This is a genomic window from Streptomyces sp. NPDC003034 (genome assembly GCF_053591375.1).
The window spans coordinates 85,535-109,342 of sequence record NZ_JBSFTS010000022.1; the positions used below are offsets into that span (position 1 = coordinate 85,535).

At 72.4% G+C, this 23,808-nt stretch carries 23 protein-coding genes and 2 pseudogenes; 9 read left to right on the plus strand and 16 right to left on the minus strand.

All coding sequences use genetic code 11. The annotated features are described in order from the left end of the window. Position 1 precedes the first annotated feature (1 nt). Genes ACWDX7_RS21515 through argC form a run of 4 tightly spaced genes read right to left on the minus strand, consistent with a single transcriptional unit; the run spans position 2 to position 4,435 of the window. A complete protein-coding gene (locus ACWDX7_RS21515) occupies positions 2 to 1,300 on the minus strand; it encodes an acetylornithine transaminase (RefSeq protein ID WP_451490667.1) in 1,299 nt (432 codons plus the stop codon). Then, positions 1,297 to 2,241 carry an acetylglutamate kinase gene (gene argB / locus ACWDX7_RS21520; RefSeq protein WP_451490668.1) on the minus strand — a complete coding sequence of 315 codons (945 nt, stop codon included), beginning with the start codon at positions 2,239 to 2,241 and terminating at the stop codon, positions 1,297 to 1,299. The genes ACWDX7_RS21515 and argB overlap by 4 nt, the downstream gene beginning before the upstream one ends. Further along, positions 2,238 to 3,410, minus strand: a complete 1,173-nt coding sequence (gene argJ, locus ACWDX7_RS21525) for a bifunctional glutamate N-acetyltransferase/amino-acid acetyltransferase ArgJ (RefSeq protein ID WP_451490669.1) — start codon at positions 3,408 to 3,410, stop codon at positions 2,238 to 2,240. The genes argB and argJ overlap by 4 nt, the downstream gene beginning before the upstream one ends. Continuing rightward, the gene (gene argC / locus ACWDX7_RS21530) at positions 3,407 to 4,435 is read right to left on the minus strand and encodes an N-acetyl-gamma-glutamyl-phosphate reductase (protein ID WP_451490670.1); all 1,029 of its coding nucleotides are present in this window, start codon (positions 4,433 to 4,435) and stop codon (positions 3,407 to 3,409) included. Before argC ends, argJ begins: the two co-directional genes overlap by 4 nt. Positions 4,436 to 4,608: 173 nt before the next feature. Between argC and ACWDX7_RS21535 the strand changes: the two are divergent. From ACWDX7_RS21535 to ACWDX7_RS21550, 4 genes and pseudogenes are all read left to right on the plus strand, one after another. Then, positions 4,609 to 5,125 (plus strand): annotated as a pseudogene (locus ACWDX7_RS21535) (hypothetical protein); the annotation flags it as partial. Continuing rightward, positions 5,124 to 5,564, plus strand: a pseudogene (locus ACWDX7_RS21540) (VOC family protein); the annotation flags it as partial. The pseudogenes ACWDX7_RS21535 and ACWDX7_RS21540, both read left to right, overlap by 2 nt. Before the next feature lie 42 nt (positions 5,565 to 5,606). Further along, positions 5,607 to 6,038: a GNAT family N-acetyltransferase gene (locus ACWDX7_RS21545; protein ID WP_451490671.1), complete on the plus strand. Its 432-nt coding sequence runs from the start codon at positions 5,607 to 5,609 to the stop codon at positions 6,036 to 6,038. Positions 6,039 to 6,271: 233 nt separating this feature from the next. Continuing rightward, positions 6,272 to 6,703 (plus strand): VOC family protein, encoded by a 432-nt coding sequence (locus ACWDX7_RS21550; RefSeq protein ID WP_451490672.1) that lies wholly within the window; start codon positions 6,272 to 6,274, stop codon positions 6,701 to 6,703. 82 nt (positions 6,704 to 6,785) lie between these two features. Here the strand turns inward: ACWDX7_RS21550 and ACWDX7_RS21555 are convergent, their stop codons facing one another. Further along, a complete protein-coding gene (locus tag ACWDX7_RS21555) occupies positions 6,786 to 7,196 on the minus strand; it encodes a winged helix-turn-helix transcriptional regulator (protein WP_451490673.1) in 411 nt (136 codons plus the stop codon). A 78-nt stretch (positions 7,197 to 7,274) separates the two neighbouring features. On the opposite strand from ACWDX7_RS21555, the gene ACWDX7_RS21560 reads away from it, so the two are divergent. Continuing rightward, positions 7,275 to 7,685, plus strand: coding sequence for a YybH family protein (locus ACWDX7_RS21560; protein WP_451490674.1), 411 nt, complete (start codon positions 7,275 to 7,277; stop codon positions 7,683 to 7,685). 109 nt (positions 7,686 to 7,794) lie between these two features. Here the strand turns inward: ACWDX7_RS21560 and ACWDX7_RS21565 are convergent, their stop codons facing one another. Further along, positions 7,795 to 9,273: an aminotransferase-like domain-containing protein gene (locus ACWDX7_RS21565; RefSeq protein WP_451490675.1), complete on the minus strand. Its 1,479-nt coding sequence runs from the start codon at positions 9,271 to 9,273 to the stop codon at positions 7,795 to 7,797. On the opposite strand from ACWDX7_RS21565, the gene ACWDX7_RS21570 reads away from it, so the two are divergent. Together ACWDX7_RS21570 and ACWDX7_RS21575 are read left to right on the plus strand one after the other, a co-directional pair. Further along, a complete protein-coding gene (locus tag ACWDX7_RS21570; protein WP_451490676.1) occupies positions 9,272 to 10,177 on the plus strand; it encodes a DMT family transporter in 906 nt (301 codons plus the stop codon). The two genes, ACWDX7_RS21565 and ACWDX7_RS21570, sit on opposite strands and share 2 nt — an antisense overlap. A gap of 57 nt (positions 10,178 to 10,234) precedes the next feature. Further along, complete coding sequence (locus tag ACWDX7_RS21575; RefSeq protein ID WP_451490677.1) at positions 10,235 to 10,432, plus strand: DUF1918 domain-containing protein; 198 nt, start codon at positions 10,235 to 10,237, stop codon at positions 10,430 to 10,432. 1 nt (position 10,433) lies between these two features. Here ACWDX7_RS21575 and ACWDX7_RS21580 read toward each other — a convergent pair whose 3' ends face one another. Then, positions 10,434 to 11,843, minus strand: coding sequence for a glycoside hydrolase family 10 protein (locus tag ACWDX7_RS21580; protein ID WP_451490678.1), 1,410 nt, complete (start codon positions 11,841 to 11,843; stop codon positions 10,434 to 10,436). A gap of 153 nt (positions 11,844 to 11,996) precedes the next feature. Between ACWDX7_RS21580 and ACWDX7_RS21585 the strand changes: the two genes are divergently transcribed. Then, positions 11,997 to 12,899 carry a 3-hydroxybutyryl-CoA dehydrogenase gene (locus ACWDX7_RS21585; protein WP_451490679.1) on the plus strand — a complete coding sequence of 301 codons (903 nt, stop codon included), beginning with the start codon at positions 11,997 to 11,999 and terminating at the stop codon, positions 12,897 to 12,899. A 91-nt stretch (positions 12,900 to 12,990) separates the two neighbouring features. Here the strand turns inward: ACWDX7_RS21585 and ACWDX7_RS21590 are convergent, their stop codons facing one another. The 9 genes from ACWDX7_RS21590 to infC form a co-directional block, all read right to left on the minus strand. Further along, positions 12,991 to 13,512 carry an NUDIX hydrolase gene (locus ACWDX7_RS21590; protein ID WP_451490735.1) on the minus strand — a complete coding sequence of 174 codons (522 nt, stop codon included), beginning with the start codon at positions 13,510 to 13,512 and terminating at the stop codon, positions 12,991 to 12,993. A 62-nt stretch (positions 13,513 to 13,574) separates the two neighbouring features. After that, a complete protein-coding gene (locus ACWDX7_RS21595; protein ID WP_451490680.1) occupies positions 13,575 to 14,915 on the minus strand; it encodes a transcriptional regulator in 1,341 nt (446 codons plus the stop codon). A gap of 457 nt (positions 14,916 to 15,372) precedes the next feature. Further along, entirely contained in the window at positions 15,373 to 17,901 is a 2,529-nt protein-coding gene (gene pheT, locus ACWDX7_RS21600; protein WP_451490681.1) for a phenylalanine--tRNA ligase subunit beta, read from the minus strand. Beyond that, a complete protein-coding gene (gene pheS, locus ACWDX7_RS21605) occupies positions 17,901 to 19,028 on the minus strand; it encodes a phenylalanine--tRNA ligase subunit alpha (RefSeq protein ID WP_451490682.1) in 1,128 nt (375 codons plus the stop codon). The genes pheT and pheS overlap by 1 nt, the downstream gene beginning before the upstream one ends. Before the next feature lie 148 nt (positions 19,029 to 19,176). Next, positions 19,177 to 20,442, minus strand: a complete 1,266-nt coding sequence (locus ACWDX7_RS21610) for an ATP-binding protein (RefSeq protein ID WP_451490683.1) — start codon at positions 20,440 to 20,442, stop codon at positions 19,177 to 19,179. Between the two features lie 56 nt (positions 20,443 to 20,498). Beyond that, on the minus strand, positions 20,499 to 21,356 hold the full coding sequence (locus tag ACWDX7_RS21615) for a TrmH family RNA methyltransferase (RefSeq protein WP_451490684.1): 858 nt from the start codon (positions 21,354 to 21,356) through the stop codon (positions 20,499 to 20,501). A gap of 109 nt (positions 21,357 to 21,465) precedes the next feature. Then, complete coding sequence (gene rplT, locus ACWDX7_RS21620) at positions 21,466 to 21,852, minus strand: 50S ribosomal protein L20 (RefSeq protein ID WP_007263143.1); 387 nt, start codon at positions 21,850 to 21,852, stop codon at positions 21,466 to 21,468. 100 nt (positions 21,853 to 21,952) lie between these two features. After that, positions 21,953 to 22,147, minus strand: a complete 195-nt coding sequence (gene rpmI / locus ACWDX7_RS21625) for a 50S ribosomal protein L35 (RefSeq protein WP_214938272.1) — start codon at positions 22,145 to 22,147, stop codon at positions 21,953 to 21,955. A gap of 102 nt (positions 22,148 to 22,249) precedes the next feature. Then, on the minus strand, positions 22,250 to 22,966 hold the full coding sequence (infC, locus tag ACWDX7_RS21630; RefSeq protein WP_451490685.1) for a translation initiation factor IF-3: 717 nt from the start codon (positions 22,964 to 22,966) through the stop codon (positions 22,250 to 22,252). A 324-nt stretch (positions 22,967 to 23,290) separates the two neighbouring features. Here infC and ACWDX7_RS21635 point away from each other — a divergent pair, with 324 nt between their 5' ends. Beyond that, positions 23,291 to 23,659: a DUF1844 domain-containing protein gene (locus ACWDX7_RS21635; protein ID WP_451490686.1), complete on the plus strand. Its 369-nt coding sequence runs from the start codon at positions 23,291 to 23,293 to the stop codon at positions 23,657 to 23,659. The last annotated feature ends 149 nt before the right edge of the window (positions 23,660 to 23,808 follow it).

Below are 23,808 nucleotides of genomic sequence, written 5' to 3' on the forward strand. Positions count from 1 at the left end.
CTCATTCTGCGGATCCATCCCCGTGGGCTGCGTCGAGGATGCCGGGCAGGGCCCGGAGGAACGCGTCCGCCTCGGCCTCGGAGAGGACGTACGGAGGCATGAGCCGTACGACGTCGGGGGCGGGCGCGTTGACCAGGAAGCCGGCTTCCTGAGCCGCCCGCTGCACCTGGGGTGCGAGCGGCTCGGTCAGCACGATACCCAGCAGAAGGCCCGCCCCACGGACATGGGAGACGAGCGCATGCCCGGAGGCCTCGATTCCGGAGCGCAGCCGCTCGCCGCGCGCCTTGACCCGGTCGAGCAGTCCCTCGGCGGCGATCGTGTCGATGACGGCGAGGCCGGCGGCGCAGGCGACCGGGTTGCCGCCGAAGGTCGTGCCGTGCTGGCCGGGCTGGAGCAGGTCCGCCGCGGCCCCGAAGGCGACGACGGCGCCGAGCGGCAGACCTCCGCCCAGACCCTTCGCGAGCGTGACGAGATCGGGCTCCACGCCCAGGTGGGCCTGGTGCTCGAACCACTGGCCGCACCGCCCCACACCGGTCTGCACCTCGTCGAGGACGAGCAGGGTACCGGTGGCCCGGGTGATCTCGCGGGCCGCCTTCAGATATCCGGCGGGAGGTACCACGACGCCGTTCTCACCCTGGATCGGCTCCACGACCAGCAGCGCGGTCTGCGTGGTCACCGCGGCCCGCAGGGCCTCGATGTCACCGAAGGGGACGTGCGTGACCTCACCCGGCAGCGGCAGGAAGGGGGTCTGCTTCGCCGGCTGGCCGGTGAGCGCGAGGGCGCCCATGGTCCGGCCGTGGAAGCCGCCCTCGGTGGCGACCATGTGGGTCCGCCCGGTCAGCCGGCCGATCTTGAACGCGCCTTCGACGGCCTCGGCGCCGGAGTTGCAGAAGAAAACCTTGCCGGGACGGCCGAAGAGCTGGAGCAGCCGCTCCCCGAGCGCGAGGACGGGCTCGGAGGCGTAGAGGTTCGAGACGTGGCCGAGGGTCGAGATCTGTCCGGTCACGGCCGCGACGATCGCCGGATGGGCGTGACCGAGCGCGTTGACCGCGATCCCGCCGACGAAGTCGGTGTACTGCTTGCCGTCTGCGTCCCAGACCTGGGCGCCCTCGCCGCGCACGAGGGCCAGTGCGGGGGTCCCGTAGTTGTTGGTCAGCGCCGCCTGCCAGCGGGCGGCGTACTTCCGGTTGCCGGTGGCCGTCGTCTCGTTGTCGGTGCGCGTCTGATTGCCGGTGACCGTCTCGTTGTCGGCGCCCGTCTGGTTGCCGGTGGCCGTCTGCTTGCCGGTGGCCGTCGTCATGCCGCTCCCCCTTGCCGCTCGTCGGGCACGACCATCGTCCCGATTCCCTCGTCGGTGAAGATCTCCAGCAGGATCGAGTGCTGCACGCGCCCGTCGATCACGCGGGCGGTGCTCACACCGCCGCGCACCGCGTGCAGGCAGCCCTGCATCTTGGGCACCATGCCGCTGGACAGGTCGGGCAGCAGCTTCTCCAGCTCACTGACGGTGAGCCGGCTGATGACCTCGTCGCTGTCGGGCCAGTCCGCGTACAGCCCCTCGACGTCGGTGAGGACCATCAGCGTCTCGGCGCCGAGCGCGGCGGCGAGCGCCGCGGCCGCCGTGTCGGCGTTCACGTTGTACACGTGGTGGTCGTCGGCGCTGCGCGCGATGGAGGAGATGACCGGGATCCGGCCGTCCGCCAGCAGCGCCTCGATCGCCCCCGTGTCGATGGCGGTGATCTCGCCGACCCGCCCGATGTCCACGAGCTCGCCGTCGATCTCGGGGGTGTGCTTGGTCGCGGTGATGGTGTGGGCGTCCTCGCCCGTCATGCCGACGGCGAGCGGCCCGTGCTGGTTGAGCAGCCCCACCAGTTCGCGCTGGACCTGGCCCGCCAGGACCATCCGTACGACGTCCATGGCCTGCGGGGTCGTGACGCGCAGGCCCGCCTTGAACTCGCTGACCAGGCCCTGCTTGTCGAGCTGCGCGTTGATCTGCGGCCCGCCGCCGTGCACCACGACCGGCTTCAGACCTGCCTGCCGCAGGAAGACGACGTCCTGCGCGAAGGCCGCCTTGAGGTCCTCGTCGATCATGGCGTTGCCGCCGAACTTGATGACGACGACCTTGCCGTTGTGGCGGGTGAGCCAGGGCAGGGCCTCGATGAGGATCTGCGCCTTGGGCAGCGCGGTGTGCTTGCGGGCGGTGCCACCGGTGGTGCCGGGCTGTCCGGCCTTGTCGGCGCTCATGACGAGTACGCGCTGTTCTCGTGGACGTACTCGGCGGTCAGGTCGTTGGCCCAGATGACGGCCGACTCCCCGCCGGTGGCCAGGTCGGCGGTGATGCGGACCTCCCGGTCCTTCATCGAGACCAGGTCGCGGTCCTCGCCGACCGAGCCGTTCTTGCACACCCAGACACCGTTGATGGCTACGTTCAGCCGGTCCGGGTCGAACGCGGCCCGGGTGGTGCCGATGGCGGAGAGCACCCGGCCCCAGTTCGGGTCCTCGCCGTGGATGGCGCATTTGAGCAGGTTGTTGCGGGCGATGGACCGGCCGACCTCGACCGCGTCGTCCTCGCTCGCCGCGCCGATGACCTCGATGCGGATGTCCTTGCTGGCGCCCTCCGCGTCACCGATCAGCTGGCGGGCGAGGTCGTCGCAGACGGTCCGTACGGCCTGCGCGAACTCCTCGTACGCCGGCACCTCGCCCGAGGCACCGGAGGCCAGCAGCAGCACCGTGTCGTTGGTGGACATGCAGCCGTCGGAGTCGATCCGGTCGAAGGTGGTGCGGGTGGCGGAGCGCAGCGCCCGGTCGAGGGTGGCGCTGTCCAGGTCGGCGTCGGTGGTGAGGACGACGAGCATGGTGGCCAGGCCGGGGGCGAGCATGCCGGCGCCCTTGGCCATGCCGCCGACGGTCCAGCCGCCGCGGGTGGCGACGGCCGTCTTGTGCACGGTGTCGGTGGTCTTGATCGCGACGGCGGCGGCCTCGCCGCCGTCCGCCGACAGGGCGGCCGCGGCGGTCTCGATGCCCGGCAGCAGCTTGTCCATGGGCAGCAGGACGCCGATCAGGCCGGTGGACGCGACCGCGATCTCCCCGGCGCCGTACTCCTCGCCGTTCCCGCGCTGGTTCAGGACCGCGGCGGCCTTCTCGGCGGTGGCGTGGGTGTCCTGGAAGCCCTTGGGGCCGGTGCAGGCGTTGGCGCCGCCGGAGTTCAGGACGACCGCGCTGACCGTGCCGCCCCGCAGGACCTGCTGGGACCAGTGGACGGGCGCGGCCTTGACGCGGTTGGAGGTGAAGACGCCCGCGGCGGCCAGACGCGGCCCGTTGTTGACCACGAGGGCCAGGTCGGGGTTGCCGTTCGCCTTGATCCCGGCGGCGATGCCCGCCGCCGTGAATCCCTGTGCTGCCGTGACGCTCACGGTGCGACTCCGATCGTGGAAAGCCCGAGCTGTTCGGGGAGCCCGAGGGCGATGTTCATGCTCTGCACCGCGCCGCCGGCGGTGCCCTTGGTCAGGTTGTCGATGACGCTGATGGCGATGATCCGCTGCGCGGCCTCGTCGTAGGCGACCTGGATCTGCGCGGCGTTGGAACCGTAGACGGACGCCGTCGCCGGCCACTGGCCCTCGGGGAGCAGGTGGACGAAGGGCTCGTCGGCGTACGCCTTCTCGTACGCGGCCCGGACCGACTCGGCGGTGGTGCCGGGGAGCGCCTTGGCCGAGCAGGTGGCGAGGATGCCGCGGGCCATGGGGGCGAGGGTCGGCGTGAAGGAGACGGAGACCCGCCGGCCCGCGAGCGGGCTGAGGTTCTGGATCATCTCGGGGATGTGCCGGTGCCCGCCGCCGACGCCGTACGGGCTCATGGAGCCCATCACCTCGGAGCCGAGCAGATGCGGCTTGAGCGCCTTGCCGGCGCCGGAGGTGCCGGTGGCGGCGACGATCACGGCCTCGGGCTCGGCGAGCCGCGACGCGTAGGCGGGGAAGAGAGCGAGCGAGACGGCTGTGGGGTAGCAGCCGGGGACCGCGATGCGCTTCGACCCGGCGAGCGCGGTGCGGCCGCCCGGTAGCTCGGGAAGCCCGTAGGGCCAGGTCCCGGCGTGCGGGGCGCCGTAGAAGCGGTCCCAGTCGGCGGAGTCCTTGAGCCGGTGGTCGGCGCCCATGTCCACGACGAGGACGTCCTCGCCGAGCTGCGCGGCGACGGCGGCGGACTGGCCGTGCGGCAGCGCGAGGAAGACGACGTCATGGCCGGCCAGGACCTCGGGCGTGGTCGCCTCCAGGGTCCGCCCGGCGAGCGGCACGAGGTGCGGCTGCAGGGGACCGAAGGGCTGCCCGGCGTTGGAGTGCCCGGTGAGCGCGCCGATCTCCACCCCGGGGTGCGCGAGCAGCAGACGCAGCACTTCCCCGCCCGCATACCCACTCGCTCCGGCTACCGCTACACGTACCACCATGGGACCCTCCTCATCGATGGCATGACTATACGCACCAGCGCAGTTTTATGCAAAGATCTCGCCGACCTGTCTCAGTCGATGTGTTGGACGGAGCGCTTCAGTCGGCGGGTGAGCGCCCTCCTGGGCCGAGTGAGCGCGTCATATCGCCCGGTAGTCCTCGACGCTTCGATGTGGTGTCTCTGGACGGCCGGACTGTGTGGGTCTACCGGCCGGACGCAACGCCGGGTCGTGGGGGCCGAGACCAGTGGGTCGTGCACGACGCCGAGAGCGGGGCGGTTCTCGCGCGCCGGGAGCTGGAGACGGTCGGGCACGGCGCCGGTCACCACATGCACCCAGTGGACGGCAGCATCTACCTCAACGTCGGTGAGGGCCAGGACGGTGCCGTCGTTCTCCGGGGTGCGGCCGGGGCGGACAGCGAGCCGGAGTTTGCAACGTACCCGTGGTCGGACCGGTACCTGATCGACCTGGCGCCTTCCGGGCAGCAGTTCATGACCGTCGACCACGAGCAGGCGGACGTCGCTTTTCACCACCACCCCAACGGGGATGTGCTCTTCTCTCTCCCGGTCGAGGCCTTCGGGTACGACCCGGAGGATTCCTTCGTGGAGTGGAGCGGCGGCTACCTGACTGAGGACACGGCTGTCGTCACCCTGGGCGGTGAGAGCCAGGACGAGGAGGAGTGGTTCCGCTGGACCAGGGCGACGTGCCGTGGACGGTCCTCGCGGATCCGGAGGGCAATGAGTTCTGCGTGCTGGAGCCCCGGGAGGTCTACCGGGACACCGGGCCGATCGCCCGGGTGGTGGTCGACTGCGCCGATCCCCGGGCCATGGGCCGGTTCTGGGGCGGGGCGATGGACTGGACCCTGTACGAGGTGACCGACGATCACGCCGTGATGCGCTCCGCCGAGGGGGTCGGCCCGTACCTTGAGTTCCTGCGCACGCCCTGCGTGAAGACGGTGCCGGACCGCGTCCATCTTGATCTGTTGCCGGGCCCCGGTGACGACAAGGCAGCGGAGGTGACCCGGCTGCGGGCCCTCGGCGCCACCGACCTCGACGTGGGCCAGGGCGACGTCCCGTGGACGTGTCTGGCCGACCCGGAGGGCCACGAGTTCTGCGTCCTCGCCCCGTCCTGAAAATAAGCGGTAGGGCGGAGTCGGAACTGCTTGGATTCGGCCATGACGAGTGAACTTCCCGCCGGTTATGAGATATCCACCGATCCCGCACGGCTGGATCCCGCTCTGGTCCACCGATGGCTGTCGGAAGACGCGTACTGGGCTCGCGGCCGGTCCCGTGAGAAGCAGGACCGGGCCATCACCGCTTCCCTCAACTTCGGCGTCTACGAGCGGGCCTCCGGTCTGCAGCTCGGCTATGCCCGGGTCGTGACCGACCTGGCCGATTTCGCTTGGCTGTGTGACGTGTACATCGCCCCGGACGCGCGCGGCAAGGGGCTGGGAACCGCGCTCGTGACCGCGGTGCGCGATCATCTTGCCCCTTACGGCCTGCGTCGCATCCTGCTGGCCACGGCGGACGCGCAGGCGGTCTACGCCAAGGTCGGCTTCGCCCCGTTGGAGAGGCCGGAGCAGTGGATGACGCTGGGCGCTCAGTGAGCCCGCCCCGCCCGTGAGACCGGGGGCGTCCGGAAGGGCGGTCTTGAGTCGCCCATCAAGTCAAACGCCCCGTCACAGGAGGGCGTTTCGACGTGCGCGCCGACCCGTTCGTGGGCGACGGTGGATCCCGTCCTGCCCCGGTGCGGGCGGTCGTACCCGTGCGGGCCCTGCTTCGCACGGCGGCGACCGTTCCGCCGGGTCGCCGCCCGCCGCCGTTTCCTAGGAGATCCTCCGTGAACTGGACGCTCGAAGTCATCCCGGTCCCCGTCACCGACCTGGACCGTGCCAAGGAGTTCTACGCTGACAAGGTCGGCTTCAAGGTGGACCTGGACGACGAGGTCGCCCCGGGCATGCGCATCATCCAGCTGACCCCGCCCGGCTCCCGGTGTTCCATCGCGTTGCTGGAGGGGATGCCCGCGGCGCCCGGCACGAAGCAGATGGCCCCCGGAACGCTGCACGGCCTCCAGGTCTGCGTCACCGACATCGACGCGGCGCGCCGGGAGCTCGTCGAGCGGGGGGTGGACGCCTCGCCCGTCCGTCACGTCGGCGAGAAGGGCTGGGAGGACGGGAAGGGCGAGACCTGGAACTCGTTCATGTCGTTCGAGGATCCGGACGGCAACGGCTGGGTGGTGCAGGAGGCCCCGTCCGAGCTCTCGGAACGCTGAACCGCACCCCCGTACGGGGGCCGCGCCGGAGATCCGGGGCCCTGCCGTCACGGTGGGGCCCCGCAGGGAGCGGCAGGGCCGTTCACGGCAGCCCACCACCCTGCGCCTCCGTCCGCGCCAGCTCCACCCCGGTCCGGTAGAGCTCCATCAGCAGCCGTCGCAGCCCCGCCCCGGCCGGGGTGAGCCGGTACCGGGTGCGGACGGGGAAGCCGGCGAGCCGCTCCCGGACGGCCAGGCCGCGGCGCTCCAGGGCCCGCAGCCGTTCGGTCAGTACCTTGGGGCTTATCTCCGGCAGCCGCGCCTCCAACTCTCCGAAGGAGAGCGGCCCCTGCATCAGCTCCCGCAGCAGCAGCGTGGTCCAGCGGCCGGCCACCGCCGCGAGCGCCAGCTCGACGGGGCAGTCGGGCTCGGGCCGCCGCGTCCGCCCGCGGCGGCTGGGGACCAGCTCGGCGTCCCAGCCGCCATCGGCCACCGCGTCGCTCGCGGGGCTCACGGCGCTCGAGGGGCTCGGCGGCCCTCCCCCGTGGCTTTCCGTTTGGTGAGTCACTGCGCCGTCGGTTTCGCTGCCGCCATGAACATCGAACGCGATCATGTGTCCACTGTTTCCCTGACCACCGACCCGGAGCAACACCCGGCCGCCTTCGCCGCCGCCTTCAACACCGGAGATCCGGCCGCCGTGCAGCGGATGTACGAGCCGGAGGCCGTCTTCGTGCCGCGGCCCGGCGCCCCGGTGAGAGGCGCGTCCCTGGCCGCGGCCACGCTGGACTTCCTCGCGCTCGGGCTGCCGATCGAGGTGCGCCCCCGGCACACCTACACGGCCGGCGATATCGCGCTGCTGATCGTCGACTGGACCATCGACGGCCCGGGTCCCGACGGCGAGCCCGTGCACCTGGAGGGGACCGCCACCGACGTGGCCCGGCGCGGCGCGGACGGACTGTGGCGGTACGTCATCGACAACCCCTTCGGTGCCGCCGCCGGATGACCCCCAGGCCGGTGCGGCCGAGACGCAGCCGGACGGGCATGCGGCGTTGGTGAGCAGCGCTCCGTACGGTGAGCAGCGCTCCGTACGGTGAACCACGCACCGTACGGGGTCAAGCGCCTGCGCCGAGGCCGCTCGACGGGCCGTCGCCGGGCACGCGCCCGGCGCCGGGCAGGCCGCCCCGCAGCCGCCGGACCGCCTCCACCAGCTCGGCCGGGCCCGGCACCCCGGCGAAGCTGAGGCGGATGTACGGGCCCGGGGGCTCGGCGCAGAAGTACGGACGTCCGGGCGCGACCGCCACCCCGGCGCGCAGGGCGGCCGCCGCGAAGGCGAGGTCGTCGCCCCCGTCAGCGGGCCGCGCCCACAACTGGTAGCCGCCGGAGGGCACATGCGGCACGGTCAGCACGGGCAGCTCCCGCCGCAGCGCCCCGGCCAGCACCTCACGGCGGTGGCGCAGCTCGGCGGCCACGGTCCGCAGGTGACGCGGCCAGGCAGGGGCGCCGACCAGCTCCAGGGCCGCTTCCTGGAGCGGGCGCGGCACGAAGAAGCTGTCCACGACCTGGATGGCCCGCAGCCGGTCCACCACCGGACCGCGGGCGGCCAGTGCCCCAACGCGTAGGCTGGGCGAGGTGACCTTGGTCAGGGAGCGGACGTGTACGACCACCCCGTCGGCGTCCTCGGCGGCCAGCGTCGCAGGCAGCGGCCCGGCGTCCTCGTGTGCCAGGGCGCGGGCGTAGTCGTCCTCGACCACGAACGCCCCGGCGGCCCGCGCGATCCGCAGCACCTCGGCCCGCCGCGCGGGTGCCAGCACGGCGCCGGTCGGGTTCTGGAACAGCGGCTGGCATACGAAGACCCGTGCACCGGTCGCTTCGAAGGCGGCGGCCAGCAGTTCCGGCCGGACCCCCTCGGCGTCCACGGGGACGGGCACGGGCCGGCATCCGGAGGCGCGGGCGATGGCCAGCAGGCCAGGGTAGGTGGGGGACTCCACGAGGATCGGCGCCCCGGGCGGGGCGAGCGCCCGCAGTGCCGTGGCCAGGGCGCTCTGCCCGCCCGCGGTCACCAGTACGTCGGCGGCGCCGATCGCGCCGCCGATCTCCCGTGCGAACCAGTCCCGCAGCTCGGGCAGTCCCTCCACGGGCGGCCTCCCCCAGGCCCCCGGCCGCCGCCCGGCCCGGGCCAGGGCGGCCGCCATGGCCCGCTCCGGCTGCACGGAGGGGTGGAGGTAGCCGCCGTTGAGCTCGATCACACCGGGCGGGGGCGTGGTGAGCGAGGTCAGCACTCCGGAGGCGTCGACGGAACGCGGCACGACCTCCCCGGCTCCCTCGGCGCTGAGGGCGACCTCCTGCCAGGAGGTGTCACCGGGCGCGGGGGCCTGCGTACGCGGCCGGGCGCGGAAGGCGCCCGCGCCGGGGCGGGTGACCACGAGGCCTTCGGCGGCGAGCAGCGCGAGGGCCCGGGAGACGGTGACGGGGCTGACCCGGTAGCGCTCGACCAGGGCCCGGCTCGACGGCAGCTTTCCACCTATCGAGTAGCGGTCCAGTTCCGACCTCATGGATGCTGCGAGCTCTGCCACACTGCTACGCTCATACATGACAGCACACAATAGCGCTACTCTCGCCGGTCCGATAGCGGTCGAGCCCGCCACGAACCGAGGCACGGTCCTGGCCTCGCTCGGCGTCATCGCCTTCTCGCTGACCTTTCCCTCCACCGTCTGGGGCCTGGAGAGTTTCGGCCCCTGGTCGCTGGTGGGCTTGCGCAGCGTCCTCGCGGCTGTCATCGCCGGGGCCTTCCTGCTGGCCCTGCGAGTCGCGCCGCCGGCCCGCGAGCACTGGGCGGGCCTCGCGGTCGTCGCCGCCGGGGTGGTCGTCGGCTACCCGCTCCTGACCACCCTCGCGCTGCGGACCTCCACCACCTCGCACGCCGCCGTCGTGGTCGGCCTCCTTCCCCTGACCACGGCCGCGTTCTCGGCGCTGCGCACCGGGGCCCGCCCTTCGCGGCGCTTCTGGGCCGCGGCCCTCGCCGGGGCCGCGGTCGTGCTCGGCTTCACCGCGGCCCAGAGCGGCGGCAGCCTCTCCGCCGGTGACGGCTACCTCTTCGCCGCCCTGCTGGTGTGCGCCGCCGGGTACACCGAGGGCGGGCGGCTCGCGCGCACCCTGCCGGGCTGGCAGGTGATCGGCTGGGCGCTCGTGCTGTGCCTGCCGCTGAGCCTGGCGGGCTCCGCGGTGGGGCTCGCGCACGAGCCGGTGCACCTCACCGGCCAGGGGCTGGCCGGTCTGGTGTGGGCGGCCGCCGGCTCGACCTTCCTGGGCCTGTACGTCTGGTACCGCGGGATGGCCGAGATCGGCGCCCCGCGGGCCAGCCAGCTCCAGCTCGCCCAGCCGCTGCTGACCCTGGTCTGGTCCGTGGCGCTGCTCGGCGAGCACCTCTCCCCCGCCGCCCCGGTGGCCGCCTGCGCGGTCCTGGTCTGCATCGCCGTGACCCAGCGGGTCAAATAGGACTCAAGCGTCCTAAACTGCAAAGACCGGATCGGACCGCCACCGAGGAGGTCAGTTATGCGCGCGACCGAGGGCGACCAGCTGGTGCAGCACGGCAGGATCGTCGGACAGAACGACAAGGTGGGCGAGATCACCCAGGTGCTGGGCGAGAACGGAAACCCCCCGTACCGGGTCCGCTTCCAGGACGGGCACGAAGCTCTCATGGCACCCGGACCCGACTGCGTGATCCGTCACCCCGAGCCTCCCGAGGAGTGACTCAGCGCGGGGGCGCGGGCGTGCCGTAGTCCCGGGGAATGACCGAGCGCGGGGGCGCGGGCGTGCCGTAGTGGTCGGCGACGACCCTCGCCATCGCCCCGTTGGGGTCCGCGGCCACCTGCTTCGCGGAGAAGTAGGCGTGGCCGCGGACCTCCGGGTACTGCCGGGCGAAGCGCACGTGCCGCGACAGTTCGGCCGGATCGCGCCAGGCCGCGACGGGGCTGTCCGCGTCGCAGCGGTACAGCGCCTCCCCGACGTACAGGTCGACGCCCGTGCCCGCGACGGTCCGCGCCCACCAGGGGACGACGGCGGCGTAGTCGGCGGCCGGGTGGCCGATGTGCCAGTACGCCTGCGGCGCGATGTAGTCGATCCAGCCCTCCTTGACCCACTTGCGGGTGTCCGCGTACAGGTCGTCGTACGTGGCGACGCCCGCCCGCGTCGGTGAGCCGAGGGGGTCGCGGTCGTCGTTGCGCCAGACCGCGAACGGACTGACTCCGAACCGCGCGGCCGGGCGGACCGCCCGCAGTCGCGCGGACATCTCACGGACCAGGGTGTCGGTGTTGTGGCGCCGCCAGTCCGCCCGGGAGGCGAAGGCCGCGCCGTGGCGCTCGTAAGCGGCGTCGTCGTCGAACTCCTGCCCCTCGGAGGGGTAGGGGTAGAAGTAGTCGTCCCAGTGCACCGCGTCCACCGGGTAGCGGGCGACGGCGTCGAGCATCGCCTCCTGGACGAAGCGGCGCACCTCGGGCAGGCCGGGGTTGTAGTAGAGCTTGCCGCCGTACGGGACCACCCAGCCGGGATTGCGCCGGGCCGGATGGCCCGCCGCGAGCCGCCGGAGATCGGTGTGGTTGGCCACCCGGTACGGGTTGAACCAGGCGTGCAGTTCCAGGCCCCGGGCATGGGCTTCGGCGACGGCCGTGCCCAGCGGGTCCCAGCCGGGATCGCGGCCCTGCACCCCGGTCAGCCATTGCGACCAAGGCTCCAGCCGGGAGGGCCACATCGCGTCGGCGGTCGGCCGGACCTGGAGGATCACCGCGTTCAGGCGGCGTGCGACCGCCGTGTCGAGGAGGGCGATCAGCTGGGCGCGCTGCTCCCCGGCGGGCAGCCCCGTCCGGGAGGGCCAGTCCACATTCGCGACCGAGGCGATCCACATCCCGCGGAAGTCCGCCGCCAACGCGTGGCGCCCCGGGAGGTTCTGAGGGCCGGTCAGGGGACCGGCGCCGGGCTGCGGCCCGGGCCCGCCCGCACCCGCGGCTCCGCCTCCGGCCGGTGGGACGGCAGCGGGGACGGCCCGAGGGGCGGCCCGACCGTCGGCCGCGCCGGCCGCGCTCGCCTCGCCGGCCCGGCCCGCCGCCGCCGCGGTCAGCGCCGCCGCGGCCCCCGCCAGCAGCCCCCGGCGCCCGATGTACCCCATGTGACGACTCCGTTCCGTTGCGTGACATGACTTTGTGTGGACCAGCATGCCCGCCCCGGCCCCTCACCGGGGTCGAGGTCGGGGGTAACGTCGGGGTGCGTGGCGGGCGCCGGAATGCAGTGACCACTGACAAGCACGGGGGACCCGCGATGAATGAGCAGCGAAAGGCACGATGTGACGGACCTCTCTACCCTCCCGACCGACATCGCACGCGTCGGCGTAGTCGGCTGCGGCCAGATGGGCGCGGGCATCGCGGAGGTGTGCGCCCGCAGCGGTCTTGAGGTGAAGGTCGCCGAGACCACCGGCGAGGCCCTGGAGATCGGGCGTACCCGGCTGCACAACTCCCTGATGAAGGCCGCCGAACGCGGCAAGATCAGCGAGGAGGAGCGGGACGCCACCCTGGCCCGCCTCACCTTCACCACCGACCTCGGCGAGTTCGCCGACCGCGACCTCGTCATCGAGGCTGTGGTCGAGAACGAGCAGGTCAAGACGGAGATCTTCCAGGTCCTCGACCAGGTGGTCACCCGCCAGGACGCGATCCTGGCCTCCAACACCTCCTCGATTCCGCTGGTCAAGCTGGCCGTCGCGACCTCGCGGCCCGACCAGGTCATCGGCATCCACTTCTTCAACCCGGCCCCGGTGCAGCAGCTCGTCGAGCTGATCCCGGCGCTGACCACGGGTGACGAGACGGTCAAGCGCGCCGAGGCCCTGGTGCGCGACGTGCTGGGCAAGCACGCCATCCGCGCCCAGGACCGTTCCGGTTTCGTGGTGAACGCGCTCCTCATCCCGTACCTGCTGTCCGCGATCCGGATGTTCGAGTCGGGCATCGCGAGCCGCCAGGACATCGACAACGGCATGGAGCTGGGCTGCGCCCACCCGATGGGCCCGCTGAAGCTGGCGGACCTCATCGGCCTGGACACGGTGGCCTCGGTGGCCGACTCGATGTACGCGGAGTACAAGGAGCCCCTGTACGCGGCTCCCCCGCTGCTCCAGCGGATGGTCGACGCGGGCCGCCTCGGCCGCAAGACCGGCGCGGGCTTCTACCCGTACGGCTGACCCCGGGACCGGCCTCACGGCCACGGCGTGCCGCCTGTCCGCCCGTGAGGGTGCGCCGGTCCACGCGTGAGCCTGCGGCCCGGCCGGACGGTCAGCCGAGCCGCAGGTGGTGCAGCAGCAGGAGCCCGGCCGCCATGTTGGCGGCCGGGATCTCCCCGCGGGCGATCATGTCGGGCACCCGCGCGAGCGGGACCCACGCGCGGTGCGAGGACTCGAAGTCGTCCTCGGGATGGCCGGTGTAGGTGGCTCCGTCCGCCCAGTACAGGTGGTGGCGCGCGTCGGTCAGCCCGTTGGACGGCTCGACGGTCATCAGGTGGCGCAGCGGGCCGGGCCGCCAGCCCGACTCCTCCTCCATTTCCCTCGCGGCCGCCGCCTCGACGCATTCGCCGTCCTCGACCACCCCGGCGGGCAGCTCCCACCCCCAGCTGTCGGTGATGAAGCGGTGGCGCCACAGCAGGAGCACCTCGTTCGCCTCGTTGACGGCGGTGGCGACGGCGACCGGGCGCAGCCGGATCACGAAGTGGTCCAGGCGCCGGCCGTCGGGGAGTTCCACATCGGCGAGATTCACATCGAACCAACGGTTCTTGTACACGGTCTGCTCACTCAGATTCATCCACTGCACGTCTCTGCCACCTTCCGATCGGATTGGTGGCAACATGGCAGCAGTTCAAGTCGTCACAGGGGAACGCGCAGCGCCCCGTCGATGAGTTGGGCGGTGTCCTCCGCACCCGAACAGCCACTGGTCAGCAGCTGTTCGCGGACCGCCCGGAGCCGGTCGCGCAACCGAAGCGACTCCATCCCCTTGGCCCGCTCCGCCATTTCCGCCGCCGCCGCGACGGCCCGGTCGGCCTCCCCCTGCCGCAGCTGGATCTCGCACAGCATCGCCAGCCGGTGCACGCGGCCGCGGTCGTGCGCGGGGGTGCCGACGGCGGCGGCCGCCTGCTCGTGGGCGGCGTCGAGGTCCCCCAGGCTGAGCAGCGCCTCGGCCACCTGGACGTTGACCAGCCCCGGCTGCACGTACCCCGTCTCGTCCGGTTCGGTGCCCGGGCGGATCCGCTCGGCGGCCGCCTCGGCCCGGCGGATGCAGGCCAGGGCGGCGCGGGTGTCGCCGAGTTGGGCATAGGCCTTCGCCTGCATGGCGTACAGGTCGGCGGCCAGCGCCGGGGTGGTGTGGCGGCCCGCCGCGCGCAGCGCCGCCTCCGCGAAGGCGACGGCCTGGCGGTACTCCCGCAGGTGCAGCGACTGGTTCACGATCAGGGCGATCACATACGCGCCCAGCCCGCGGTCCCCACTGGCCTTGGCGAGGCGCAGCGCCTGGTGGAAGTAGCGCTGGGCCAGCCCGTGCGCGTCGGAGTCGTACGCGCAGATCCCCGCCACCGCCACCAGGGACCCGGTGGCCCGGTGCAACTGGCGGCCGAGCCCGTCCGGGTAGCCGCCGCGCAGCATCGGCGCGGTCTCGCGGCCCAGGAACCGCACGATCCGGGCGCGGGTGGCCATCCCGCCGGTCCGGCGGTACATCAGCTCGTAGTGGGCGCGGGCGGCCCGCAGCAGCTCGATGTGCTCGGGCCCGATCCGGTTCGGCCCCTCCCGCGAGACGTCGGCGTCCTCCGGCGGGTTCTCCCACTCCCAGACCGGGATGACCGCAGGCGTACCGGCGACGGCCTCGGCCGTGAGCAGCTGGGCCCGGCCCTGCTCGTCGGAGCGCCACAGGGCGGCGGCGCGGTCGACGAACCCGCTGAGGGGGGAGGCGTGCGGGGACGGGGGCCCGTCCGGCACGCCGAGCCCGATGTCGTCCAGCCCGACGGGCCGCCGCAGCCGGCCGCCGATCACCTCGCAGATCAGGTCGGGGACCTGGCCGCGGGGCCGCTGGCCCTTCAACCACCGGGCGACGGCGGTGTGTTCGTAGCGCAGGGCGAGTCCGCGGGTCCGGCCCGCCTGGTTCACGTGCGCGGCGAGTCCGGCGTGGGACATGCCCGCCTCGGCCAGGAGGGCGTCGAGCAGGACATTGGGCTGCATGGGCCCCTCCAAGGGGTCTTCGGACTCAGGCTAACGGCTGCGCGGTTCACACGGGGTGTGAACCCAGTACGCGCATAAATGCGCCGCGCACTCTGCCGCTCGGCCCCCTGGGGGCGCTTCACTTAAGGGCCTCGCCAAGAGGTAGCCCGGGTCGTCGGCTCCCCCTCGTACAGTGCGACGACCCGTAACCGCGTCGCCCGTTCTGCTGTCTGCCCGACACTCCATGGCAGGCGGGCGGCGCGCTCCGGTTCCCGCCGGCACCCGGTTGGTCGCCGGGCCGGCAGGAACCGAGCCGGACGCGCGCCGGGCCCCTCCACCGGCCCCGGCGCGCGGTTCGGGCGGTGCCGAGCACACCGCGCCCCCCCCCACCCCGGCTCACCTGCCTTCTCACCCGAACGAGTGAGGGGCGCACCCGGTGTTCCGGATACGCCCCTCAACAGGCCTCACATCAGGGCGGCTAGGCTCCGCGCAGCACCGCCCCGGTCCGCTCGCCCGCCAGCGCCACCGCCGCGTCGCGCGCGGCCGTGGACTCCTCGGCGGTCAGCGTGCGGTCGGCCGCGCGGAAGCGCAGCGCGTACGCCAGGGACTTCTTGCCCGCGCCGATCTGCTCACCGGTGAACACGTCGAACAGCCGCAGCGCTTCGAGGAGTTCGCCCGCACCCTCGCGCAGGGCGGCTTCCACCGAAGAGGCCGGGACCGACGCGTCCACGATCAGCGCGACGTCCTGGGTCGCCACCGGGAAGGTGGAGATCCTGGGCGCCTGGACGGCCTCGCCACCGGCCGCCGCGAGGCGGTCCAGGTCGAGTTCCATCGCGCTGGTGCGGGCGGGCAGGCTCATGGCCTTGACGACGCGCGGGTGCAGCTCACCGGCGTGGCCGATGACCTGCTCCACCCCGTCGACGGTGACGACGAGCTCGGCGCAGCGGCCCGGGTGCCAGGGGCCGTACCGGCCCTGGCGGACGACGAGCTCGGCGCCCGCCTCGGCGGCCAGTGAGCGGGCGGCCTGGACCGCGTCCGCCCAGTCGGCCGGGCGGCCCCTGCCCCACCAGCCGCCCTGCTCGCGGGCGCCGGCCAGCACGACCGCGGCGTACCGCGGCTGCGCGGGCAGGGCCGCGTTCAGGGTGGCGATCTCCTCGTCCGTGGGACGCCGGTCGACGGGCAGCCGTACGGCGACACCCGGCTGCTCGGCGGCCCGGAAGACCGAACCGGTCTCGAAGAGGGCGAGGTCGTGGCTGCCCCGGCTGTCGTTGCGGCGCAGCGCGCCGAGCAGGCCGGGCAGCAGCGTGGTGCGCAGCGCCGGCTCCTCCTCGGAGATCGGGTTGACGAGCTTGACGACGCGGCGGGCCTCGTCCTCGGCGGGAAGCTGGAGCTGGTCGAAGACCTGCTCGCCGAGGAAGGGGTAGCTCAGCGCCTCGACGTAGCCGGCGCCCGCCAGCGCCCGGCCGACCCGCCGGTGCAGCTGCTGGCGGGGGGTGAGGCCGCGGCCGGAGGGCACCTGCGGAAGGGTCGACGGCAGGTTGCCGTAGCCCTCCAGCCGGATGACCTCTTCGGCGAGGTCGTTGGGCTCGGCGAGGTCGGGGCGCCACGAGGGGACGGTGACGACGAGCTCGTCCTGGCCGTAGACGTCGCAGCCGATCTCCTGGAGGCGGCGTACGACGGTCTCGCGGCCGTACTCCATGCCCGCGACCCGGTCCGGGTGGTCCGCGCTCATCGCGACGGTGCGCGGGGCGCCCGGGGCGGCGAACTCGGTGACGCCGGCCTCGGCGGTGCCGCCCGCGAGCAGCACGAGCAGGTCGACGGTCCGCTGCGCGGCCGCGGCGGCGGCCTGCGGGTCGACGCCCCGCTCGAAGCGCTTGGAGGCCTCGGAGGAGAGCTTGAGGCGGCGGGCGGTGCGCGAGACCGACACGGAGTCGAAGTGCGCGGCCTCGATGACGACGTCCCGGGTGCCGGTGACGGCGCCCGTCTCCGGGTCGGTGACGGGGTCGGCGATCTCGGTGTTGGCGCCGCCCATGACACCGGCGAGGCCGATCGGCCCGCTGTTGTCGGTGATCACCAGGTCCTCGGAGTCGAGGGTGCGCTTGACTCCGTCCAGGGTGGTGAACTTCTCGCCCTGCTCTGCGCGGCGGACGCCGATGGCGCCGTCGATGCGCGAGCGGTCGTAGGCGTGCAGCGGCTGGCCGAGCTCCAGCATCACGTAGTTCGTGATGTCGACGGCGAGCGAGACCGGGCGCATGCCCGCCTTCTGCAGGCGGCGCGTGAGCCAGATCGGGGAGCGCGCGTCGGGGTCGAGGCCGGTCACCGTGCGGGCGGTGAAGCGGTCGCAGCCGGCCGGGTCCTCGACCTTGACCGGGTAGCCGTACGAGTTCGGCGCGGGCACGTCGAGCAGGGCCGGGTCGCGCAGCGGCAGGCCGTAGGCGGTCGCCGCCTCGCGGGCGACACCCCGCAGGGACATGCAGTAGCCGCGGTCCGGGGTGATGTCGATGTGGAGGACCTCGTCGACGAGCTGGAGCAGCTCGATGGCGTCGGTGCCGACCTCGTACTCGTGCGGCAGCACGATGATGCCGTGCGTGCCGTCGTCGCCCATGCCCAGCTCGTCGCCGGAGCAGATCATGCCGTGCGAGGTCCGGCCGTACGTCTTGCGCGAGGCGATCGCGAAGTCGCCGGGCAGCACCGCGCCGGGGAGGACCACGACGACCTTGTCGCCGACGGCGAAGTTCCGGGCGCCGCAGACGATCTCCTGCGGCTCGCCGGTGCCGTTGGCCCGGCCGACGTCGACGGTGCAGAAACGGATCGGCTTGCGGAAGCCCTCAAGCTCCTCGATCGTCAGCACCTTGCCGACGACCAGGGGGCCCTTGAGCCCACCGCCGAGCTGTTCGACGGTCTCGACCTCAAGGCCGGCGTCGACGAGCTTGGCCGCCACGTCACGACCGGTCTCACCCGCGGGCAGGTCGACGTACTCCCGCAGCCAGGAAAGCGGGACCCGCATCAGATCTCCATCCCGAACGGCCGGGTGAAACGAACGTCACCCTCGACCATGTCTCGCATGTCTTCGACGTTGTGGCGGAACATCAGCATCCGTTCGATGCCGAACCCGAAGGCGAATCCGCTGTACTTCTCGGGGTCCACACCGCAGGCGGTGAGCACCTTGGGGTTGACCATGCCGCAGCCGCCCAGCTCGATCCAGCCCTCGCTGGAGCAGGTACGGCACGGGCGGTCGGGGTTGCCCACCGACGTGCCGCGGCAGACGTAGCACTGCATGTCCATCTCGGCGGACGGCTCGGTGAAGGGGAAGAAGTGCGGGCGCAGCCGCGTGGTGGTGCCCTCGCCGAAGAGCTCCTGGACCATGTGGTCCATGGTGCCCTTGAGGTCCGCCATGGTCAGGCCCTCGTCCACGGCGAGCAGCTCGACCTGGTGGAAGACCGGCGTGTGCGTGGCGTCGAGCTCGTCGGTGCGGTACACCCGGCCCGGGCAGACGATGTAGACGGGGGGCTTGCGCTCCAGCATCGAGCGCGCCTGCACCGGGGAGGTGTGGGTGCGCAACACGACGCCGGACTCGTCGCCGTCCGTGCCTTCCGGCCCCTGGACGAAGAAGGTGTCCTGCATCTGGCGCGCGGGGTGGTCGGGCGTGAAGTTGAGGGCGTCGAAGTTGAACCACTCCGCCTCCGCCTCGGGCCCCTCGGCGACCTCGTACCCCATGGCCACGAAGATGTCCGCGATGCGGTCCATCAGCGTGGTCAGGGGGTGGCGGGCGCCGGCGGGGACGCGGTCGTAGGGCAGCGTGACGTCCACCGCCTCCTCGACCAGCACCCGCTCGTCGCGCTCCGCTTCGAGCTCGGCCGTGCGGGCCCCGAAGGCCTTGTTGACCGCGCCGCGGGCCTGTCCCACGCGCTTGCCCGCCTCGGCCTTCGCCTGGGGCGGCAGGGCTCCGATCTCGCGGTTGGCGAGCGCCAGGGGCGAGCGGTCGCCCATGTGCGCTGTCTTCGCCTCGCGCAGCGTGTCGAGGTCGCCGGCGGACGCGAAGGCGGCGAGCGCCTCGTCCCGCATGCGCTCGATCTCATCCGGTTTCAGTGCCTCGACCTCGACAGGGTCGTACGACTTGTTCGGTGCCGACATCTCTTCCCGTACTTCCGATGGCTGGCTGGTGGTCCCCGACGACTCGATCGACCCGATCGGACAAGGACACAAAGGTGCCAAAGGACGAGTCTAAAGGTCGCTGGGGGTGGAGGGGCCCGGTGGGCCGCCTGGGGGACGCTCCGCAGGGCTACTGCGTGAGATAGGCCGGGGCGGCGACGGGCAGGATAAATCGGAACTGGGCGCCCCCGCCGGGGCCCCGGCCGACCGTGATGGTGCCGCCGTGGGCTTCGACGATGCCCTTGACGATGTACAGGCCCAGGCCGGTGCCGCCGCGCTTGCTCCCCCGCCAGAAGCGGGTGAAGACGCGGCCCATCGACTCCTCGGGGATTCCGGGGCCTTCGTCGGTCACGGTGACGGCGGTTCCCTTCTCATCCGGCGATACGTCGATGGTGACCGTTCCGTCACCGTGGCGCACCGCATTTTCGAGGAGGTTGCCGAGGATCTGGTCGATCTTGTCCGGATCGGCCCACAGGTCGGGGAGGGGGCGGCTGACCCGTACGAGGAACCGCTCGGGGGCCTGGCCGTTGGCGATGAGCGCCTGCACGTGGCGGCCCACGGCGGTCGCGACGTCGATCGGCTGGCGGCGCACCTCGAGGCGACCGGAGTCGATGCGGGAGATGTCCAGGAGTTCGGCGATCAGACGGGTGACGCGGTTGGCGTCGGCGTCGACGGTCTCCAGCATCAGCCGCTTCTGGTCGTCCGTGAACCGCTCCCACTTGGCGAGCAGCGTCGCGGTGAAGCCCTTCACGGAGGTCAGCGGGGAACGCAGCTCGTGGGCGACGGTGGCGATCAGCTCGGCGTGGCTGCGCTCGGTACGGCGGCGCGCCTCGGTGCCCCGCAGGGTGACGACGAGGCGGCGCAGCGGGCCGGTCGGATGGGTGCGCACGTACCGGGCGGAGACCAGCACTTCACGGCCGCCGGGGAGCAGCAGATTGCGCTCCGGCTGGCCGCGCCGGGTGGCCAGGCCCCCGTACGGATCGGTCAGCGCCCACCAGCGGCGGCCTTCGAGGTCCTCCAGCGGCAGGGCCCGGTCGATGCGGGCACCGAGGGCCTGCGCGGGATCGGTGGCGGTCATCCGGGCCGCGGCGCGGTTGAAGCAGATGACGTGCCCGGTGGCGTCGGCGACGACGAGCCCGTCGGGGAGGTCGTCGGGATCCACCCCGCAGTCGGCTCCCCCGCCGGGGGCGGGGTCGGCCGGGGAGCTCCCGGGTTCGGGCGAGGAGCTCCCGGATTCGCGCGCGGGCGGCGCGGTCTGCGGCGGTACGGCGTACCGCGCGGGCCCGGTGGCGCCGCGGGGGGCGGGCGCGAGGGCTTCGGGGGCGTCCCGGCACCGCTCCTGGGCCGCGTCAGCGGCGCCCGCGGTCCCCGGTGAGCTGTTCGTACCGACGGTCATGTCCCCGTACCCCACATCTCCGAGTAGCGCAGTGGGCCCCCCGGGCCGCCACATTACTAGCTGGGGGTCACGGAGCGGCACCCTCCGGGCGCCCGCTGTGCACGCGCGGAGGCGTACAGGCACACCGCGGCGGCCGTGGCGAGGTTCAGGCTCTCCGCCTTGCCGTGGATCGGGACCCGCACGACCGCGTCCGCCAGGGCCCGCGTCTCCTGCGGCAGGCCCCATGCCTCATTGCCGAAGACCCAGGCGGAGGGGCCGCCCATGGTGCCCGCGTCGAGCTCGGCGTCCAGGTCGTCCTCGCCCGCCCCGTCCGCGGCGAGGATCCGTACGCCGGCCGCCCGCAGTCCCTCGACGGCCCGCTCGACCGGGACGCCGACGGCGACCGGGAGGTGGAAGAGGGAGCCCACTGAGGCCCGTACCGACTTGGGGTTGTAGAGGTCCACGGAGGCGTCCGTGAGGACCACGGCGTCGGCGCCGGCGGCGTCCGCGCAGCGCAGCACGGTACCGGCGTTGCCGGGGTCGCGGACGTGCGCGAGCACCGCGACCAGCTTCGGTCCGGCCTTGAGGATCTCCTCGAAGGGGGAGTCCAGGAAGTGGCAGACGCCGACGAGGCCCTGGGGGGTGACCGTCTGCGAGACCTCGGCGAGCACCTCGTCCGAGGCGTAGTGGACCCGGGCTCCGGAGGCCAGCGCGGCGTCGACGATCTCGGTGTGGCGCTCGGCCGCCTCGACGGTCGCGAACAGCTCGATCAGGGTCGCTCCGGCGGCGCCGCGGTGCGAGGCCGCCTCACGGACCGCCTGCGGCCCCTCGGCGATGAAGCGGCGCTCCTTGGTGCGGAAGTTGCGCCGCGCCAGTCGCCTGGCGGCGGCCACCCGCGGGGATCGGGGGGAGATCAGCTCGGCGGGGGTACCCATGGTCTCAGCGGTTCTCTCTCGGGTTGCGGGGCGAAAGCACACGGACCCGCAGGCGCAGTGCCTGCGGGTCCGTGGGGGCCGGTCCTGCTCGCGCGGGGCCGGCTAAGCCTTACGCGGCGGCCTTCGGGGCGTTGACGTCGGCCGGGAGGGCCTTCTGCGCGACCTCGACGAGCGCGGCGAAAGCGTTGGCGTCGTTGACGGCCAGCTCCGCGAGGATCTTGCGGTCCACCTCGATGTTGGCGGCCTTCAGACCCTGGATGAGGCGGTTGTACGTCATGCCGTTCTGGCGGGCAGCGGCGTTGATGCGCTGGATCCACAGCTGACGGAAGTCGCCCTTGCGCTTCTTGCGGTCGTTGAAGTTGTAGACCAGCGAGTGGGTGACCTGCTCCTTGGCCTTGCGGTACAGGCGCGAACGCTGACCGCGGTAGCCGGAGGCCGCCTCGAGGATCGCCCGGCGCTTCTTGTGGGCGTTTACTGCCCGCTTGACGCGTGCCACTTTTTAACTCCTTGTAGCGGGGCCGTGGTCGTCTTCACACGGCCCGAATTCGACGGGGTCCCGGTCTCGACGTCCCGCTCCCGGAAGGGAGCGGAGGACGTCACTTGCCGAGAAGCTTCTTGATCTTCTTGGCGTCGCCCGGGGCCATCTCGGCGGTGCCGGTGAGACGGCGCGTCAGCGTCGACGGCTTGTGTTCGAGCAGGTGGCGCTTGCCGGCACGCTCGCGGAGCACCTTGCCAGAGCCGGTGATCTTGAAGCGCTTCTTGGAACCGCTGTGCGTCTTGTTCTTCGGCATAGCGCCGTATCTCCTCGTCGGTGGCGCTCCCGCCGGTCCTGTCGGGGACCGGCTCACGGGAGCGTCATGTTGTATCGGTGATCCAGGACGGGCTGCCTGGAATCAGGCCTCGGTGTCCGCCTCGGCGGCGGGAGCCTCGTCGGAGGCGGCCTCGGCGAGCTCGGTGTCCTCCACCTCGGAGTCGACGTCCTCGGAAGGAGCCTCCTCGTCCGTGGCGGACACACCCTGGCGCTCGGCCTTGCGGGCGGCCTGCGCCTCGCGGGCTTCGGCCATCGCCTCGGTCTTCTTCTTGTGCGGACCGAGAACCATGATCATGTTTCGGCCGTCCTGCTTCGGGTTCGACTCGATGAACCCGAGGTCCTCGACGTCCGAAGCGAGACGCTGCAGCAGTCGGTAGCCGAGTTCCGGCCGGGACTGCTCGCGACCACGGAACATGATCGTGATCTTGACCTTGTCGCCCTGCTTGAGGAACCGAACGACGTGACCCTTCTTGGTGTCATAGTCGTGCGGGTCGATCTTCGGCCGGAGCTTCATTTCCTTGATGACCGTGTGCGCCTGGTTCTTGCGCGCCTCACGGGCCTTCATGGCCGACTCGTACTTGAACTTGCCGTAGTCCATGAGCTTGCAGACCGGCGGGCGTGCGGACGCCGCGACCTCGACCAGGTCGAGGTCGTACTCCTGCGCGAGCTCAAGCGCCTTGGCAAGCGGCACGATGCCGACCTGCTCGCCGCTGGGACCGACAAGCCGTACCTCGGGAACGCGAATCCGGTCGTTGATGCGGGGCTCGGTGCTGATGGATCCTCCTCGGTAGCACCACACGGCTGCCTGGCAGACAGCCGCTGACGTGTATTTCCGTCAGACCGACCGCGGCGGAACATCAAAAAAGCCCCGCCGGGCACAGGCAGGGGCTCCCAAAACAACCGGAGCACCGCCGCATGCGAACGCGGGGCGCAACATCGGGCGGCTTTCCATCGTCCGTACGGAACGATGGATACCGCCTGACCGGTGACCCGCCGCCCCGTAGGGTGGTCGGGTGGGAGATCGGAGCCTCCACTTGTGGGCCGGGCACACAGGTGTCCGGCCGGTCGATGTACATACTAGCACCCGCGTTGCAAGCACGCCGCACGGCATATCGTGTGAGGCATGACTGACGCGACACCCCCCGCCAACGACACTGCCCCCGACTACGACGCCATGACCCGCGACATCGCGGACGTCCCCGCCGTCGAGGTGATCACCACGGTGGCCGTGCACCTGCTGAGCGCCGCGGCGGTCAACCTGGGCCTGGACAAGCCGGACTCCGAGCACAAGGACCTGGACGAGGCCCGCAAGCTGATCACGGCCCTCGCCGGCCTGGTCACCGCGAGCGCCACCGAGATCAGCTCCTTCCACGCCGCCCCGTTGCGGGACGGCCTGAAGTCGCTCCAGCTGGCCTTCCGCGAGGCCTCCCTCGTTCCGGACGAGCCGGGCCAGGGGCCGGGCGAGAAGTACACGGGTCCCGTCTTCGGCTGATCCCGTCCCGGTCCGGCGGCGGCCGGGCTTCCGGCGTCGGCCTCTGGCACGGCAGTACAAGGGGGCGCGGCTCCTGGGGAACCCAGGCCTCCCCGGGCAACCACAGCAACTGCCTCGAAACGGCGTGCAACAGCCACTTCCTCGTCCAA

Coding starts and splice junctions, on each gene's coding strand:
- ACWDX7_RS21615 (WP_451490684.1), bottom strand. CDS start 21,356: ATGGGTACCCCCGCCGAGCTGATCTCCCCCCGATCCCCGCGGGTGGCC.
- rpmI (WP_214938272.1), bottom strand. CDS start 22,147: ATGCCGAAGAACAAGACGCACAGCGGTTCCAAGAAGCGCTTCAAGATC.
- ACWDX7_RS21570 (WP_451490676.1), top strand. CDS start 9,272: ATGACAGCACACAATAGCGCTACTCTCGCCGGTCCGATAGCGGTCGAG.
- pheT (WP_451490681.1), bottom strand. CDS start 17,901: ATGCGGGTCCCGCTTTCCTGGCTGCGGGAGTACGTCGACCTGCCCGCG.
- ACWDX7_RS21575 (WP_451490677.1), top strand. CDS start 10,235: ATGCGCGCGACCGAGGGCGACCAGCTGGTGCAGCACGGCAGGATCGTC.
- argB (WP_451490668.1), bottom strand. CDS start 2,241: ATGAGCGCCGACAAGGCCGGACAGCCCGGCACCACCGGTGGCACCGCC.
- ACWDX7_RS21635 (WP_451490686.1), top strand. CDS start 23,291: ATGACTGACGCGACACCCCCCGCCAACGACACTGCCCCCGACTACGAC.
- ACWDX7_RS21610 (WP_451490683.1), bottom strand. CDS start 20,442: ATGACCGTCGGTACGAACAGCTCACCGGGGACCGCGGGCGCCGCTGAC.
- ACWDX7_RS21580 (WP_451490678.1), bottom strand. CDS start 11,843: ATGGGGTACATCGGGCGCCGGGGGCTGCTGGCGGGGGCCGCGGCGGCG.
- argC (WP_451490670.1), bottom strand. CDS start 4,435: ATGGTGGTACGTGTAGCGGTAGCCGGAGCGAGTGGGTATGCGGGCGGG.
- ACWDX7_RS21590 (WP_451490735.1), bottom strand. CDS start 13,512: ATGAATCTGAGTGAGCAGACCGTGTACAAGAACCGTTGGTTCGATGTG.
- pheS (WP_451490682.1), bottom strand. CDS start 19,028: ATGTCGGCACCGAACAAGTCGTACGACCCTGTCGAGGTCGAGGCACTG.
- ACWDX7_RS21560 (WP_451490674.1), top strand. CDS start 7,275: ATGAACATCGAACGCGATCATGTGTCCACTGTTTCCCTGACCACCGAC.
- ACWDX7_RS21585 (WP_451490679.1), top strand. CDS start 11,997: ATGAGCAGCGAAAGGCACGATGTGACGGACCTCTCTACCCTCCCGACC.
- ACWDX7_RS21545 (WP_451490671.1), top strand. CDS start 5,607: ATGACGAGTGAACTTCCCGCCGGTTATGAGATATCCACCGATCCCGCA.
- ACWDX7_RS21595 (WP_451490680.1), bottom strand. CDS start 14,915: ATGCAGCCCAATGTCCTGCTCGACGCCCTCCTGGCCGAGGCGGGCATG.
- ACWDX7_RS21565 (WP_451490675.1), bottom strand. CDS start 9,273: ATGTATGAGCGTAGCAGTGTGGCAGAGCTCGCAGCATCCATGAGGTCG.
- ACWDX7_RS21515 (WP_451490667.1), bottom strand. CDS start 1,300: ATGACGACGGCCACCGGCAAGCAGACGGCCACCGGCAACCAGACGGGC.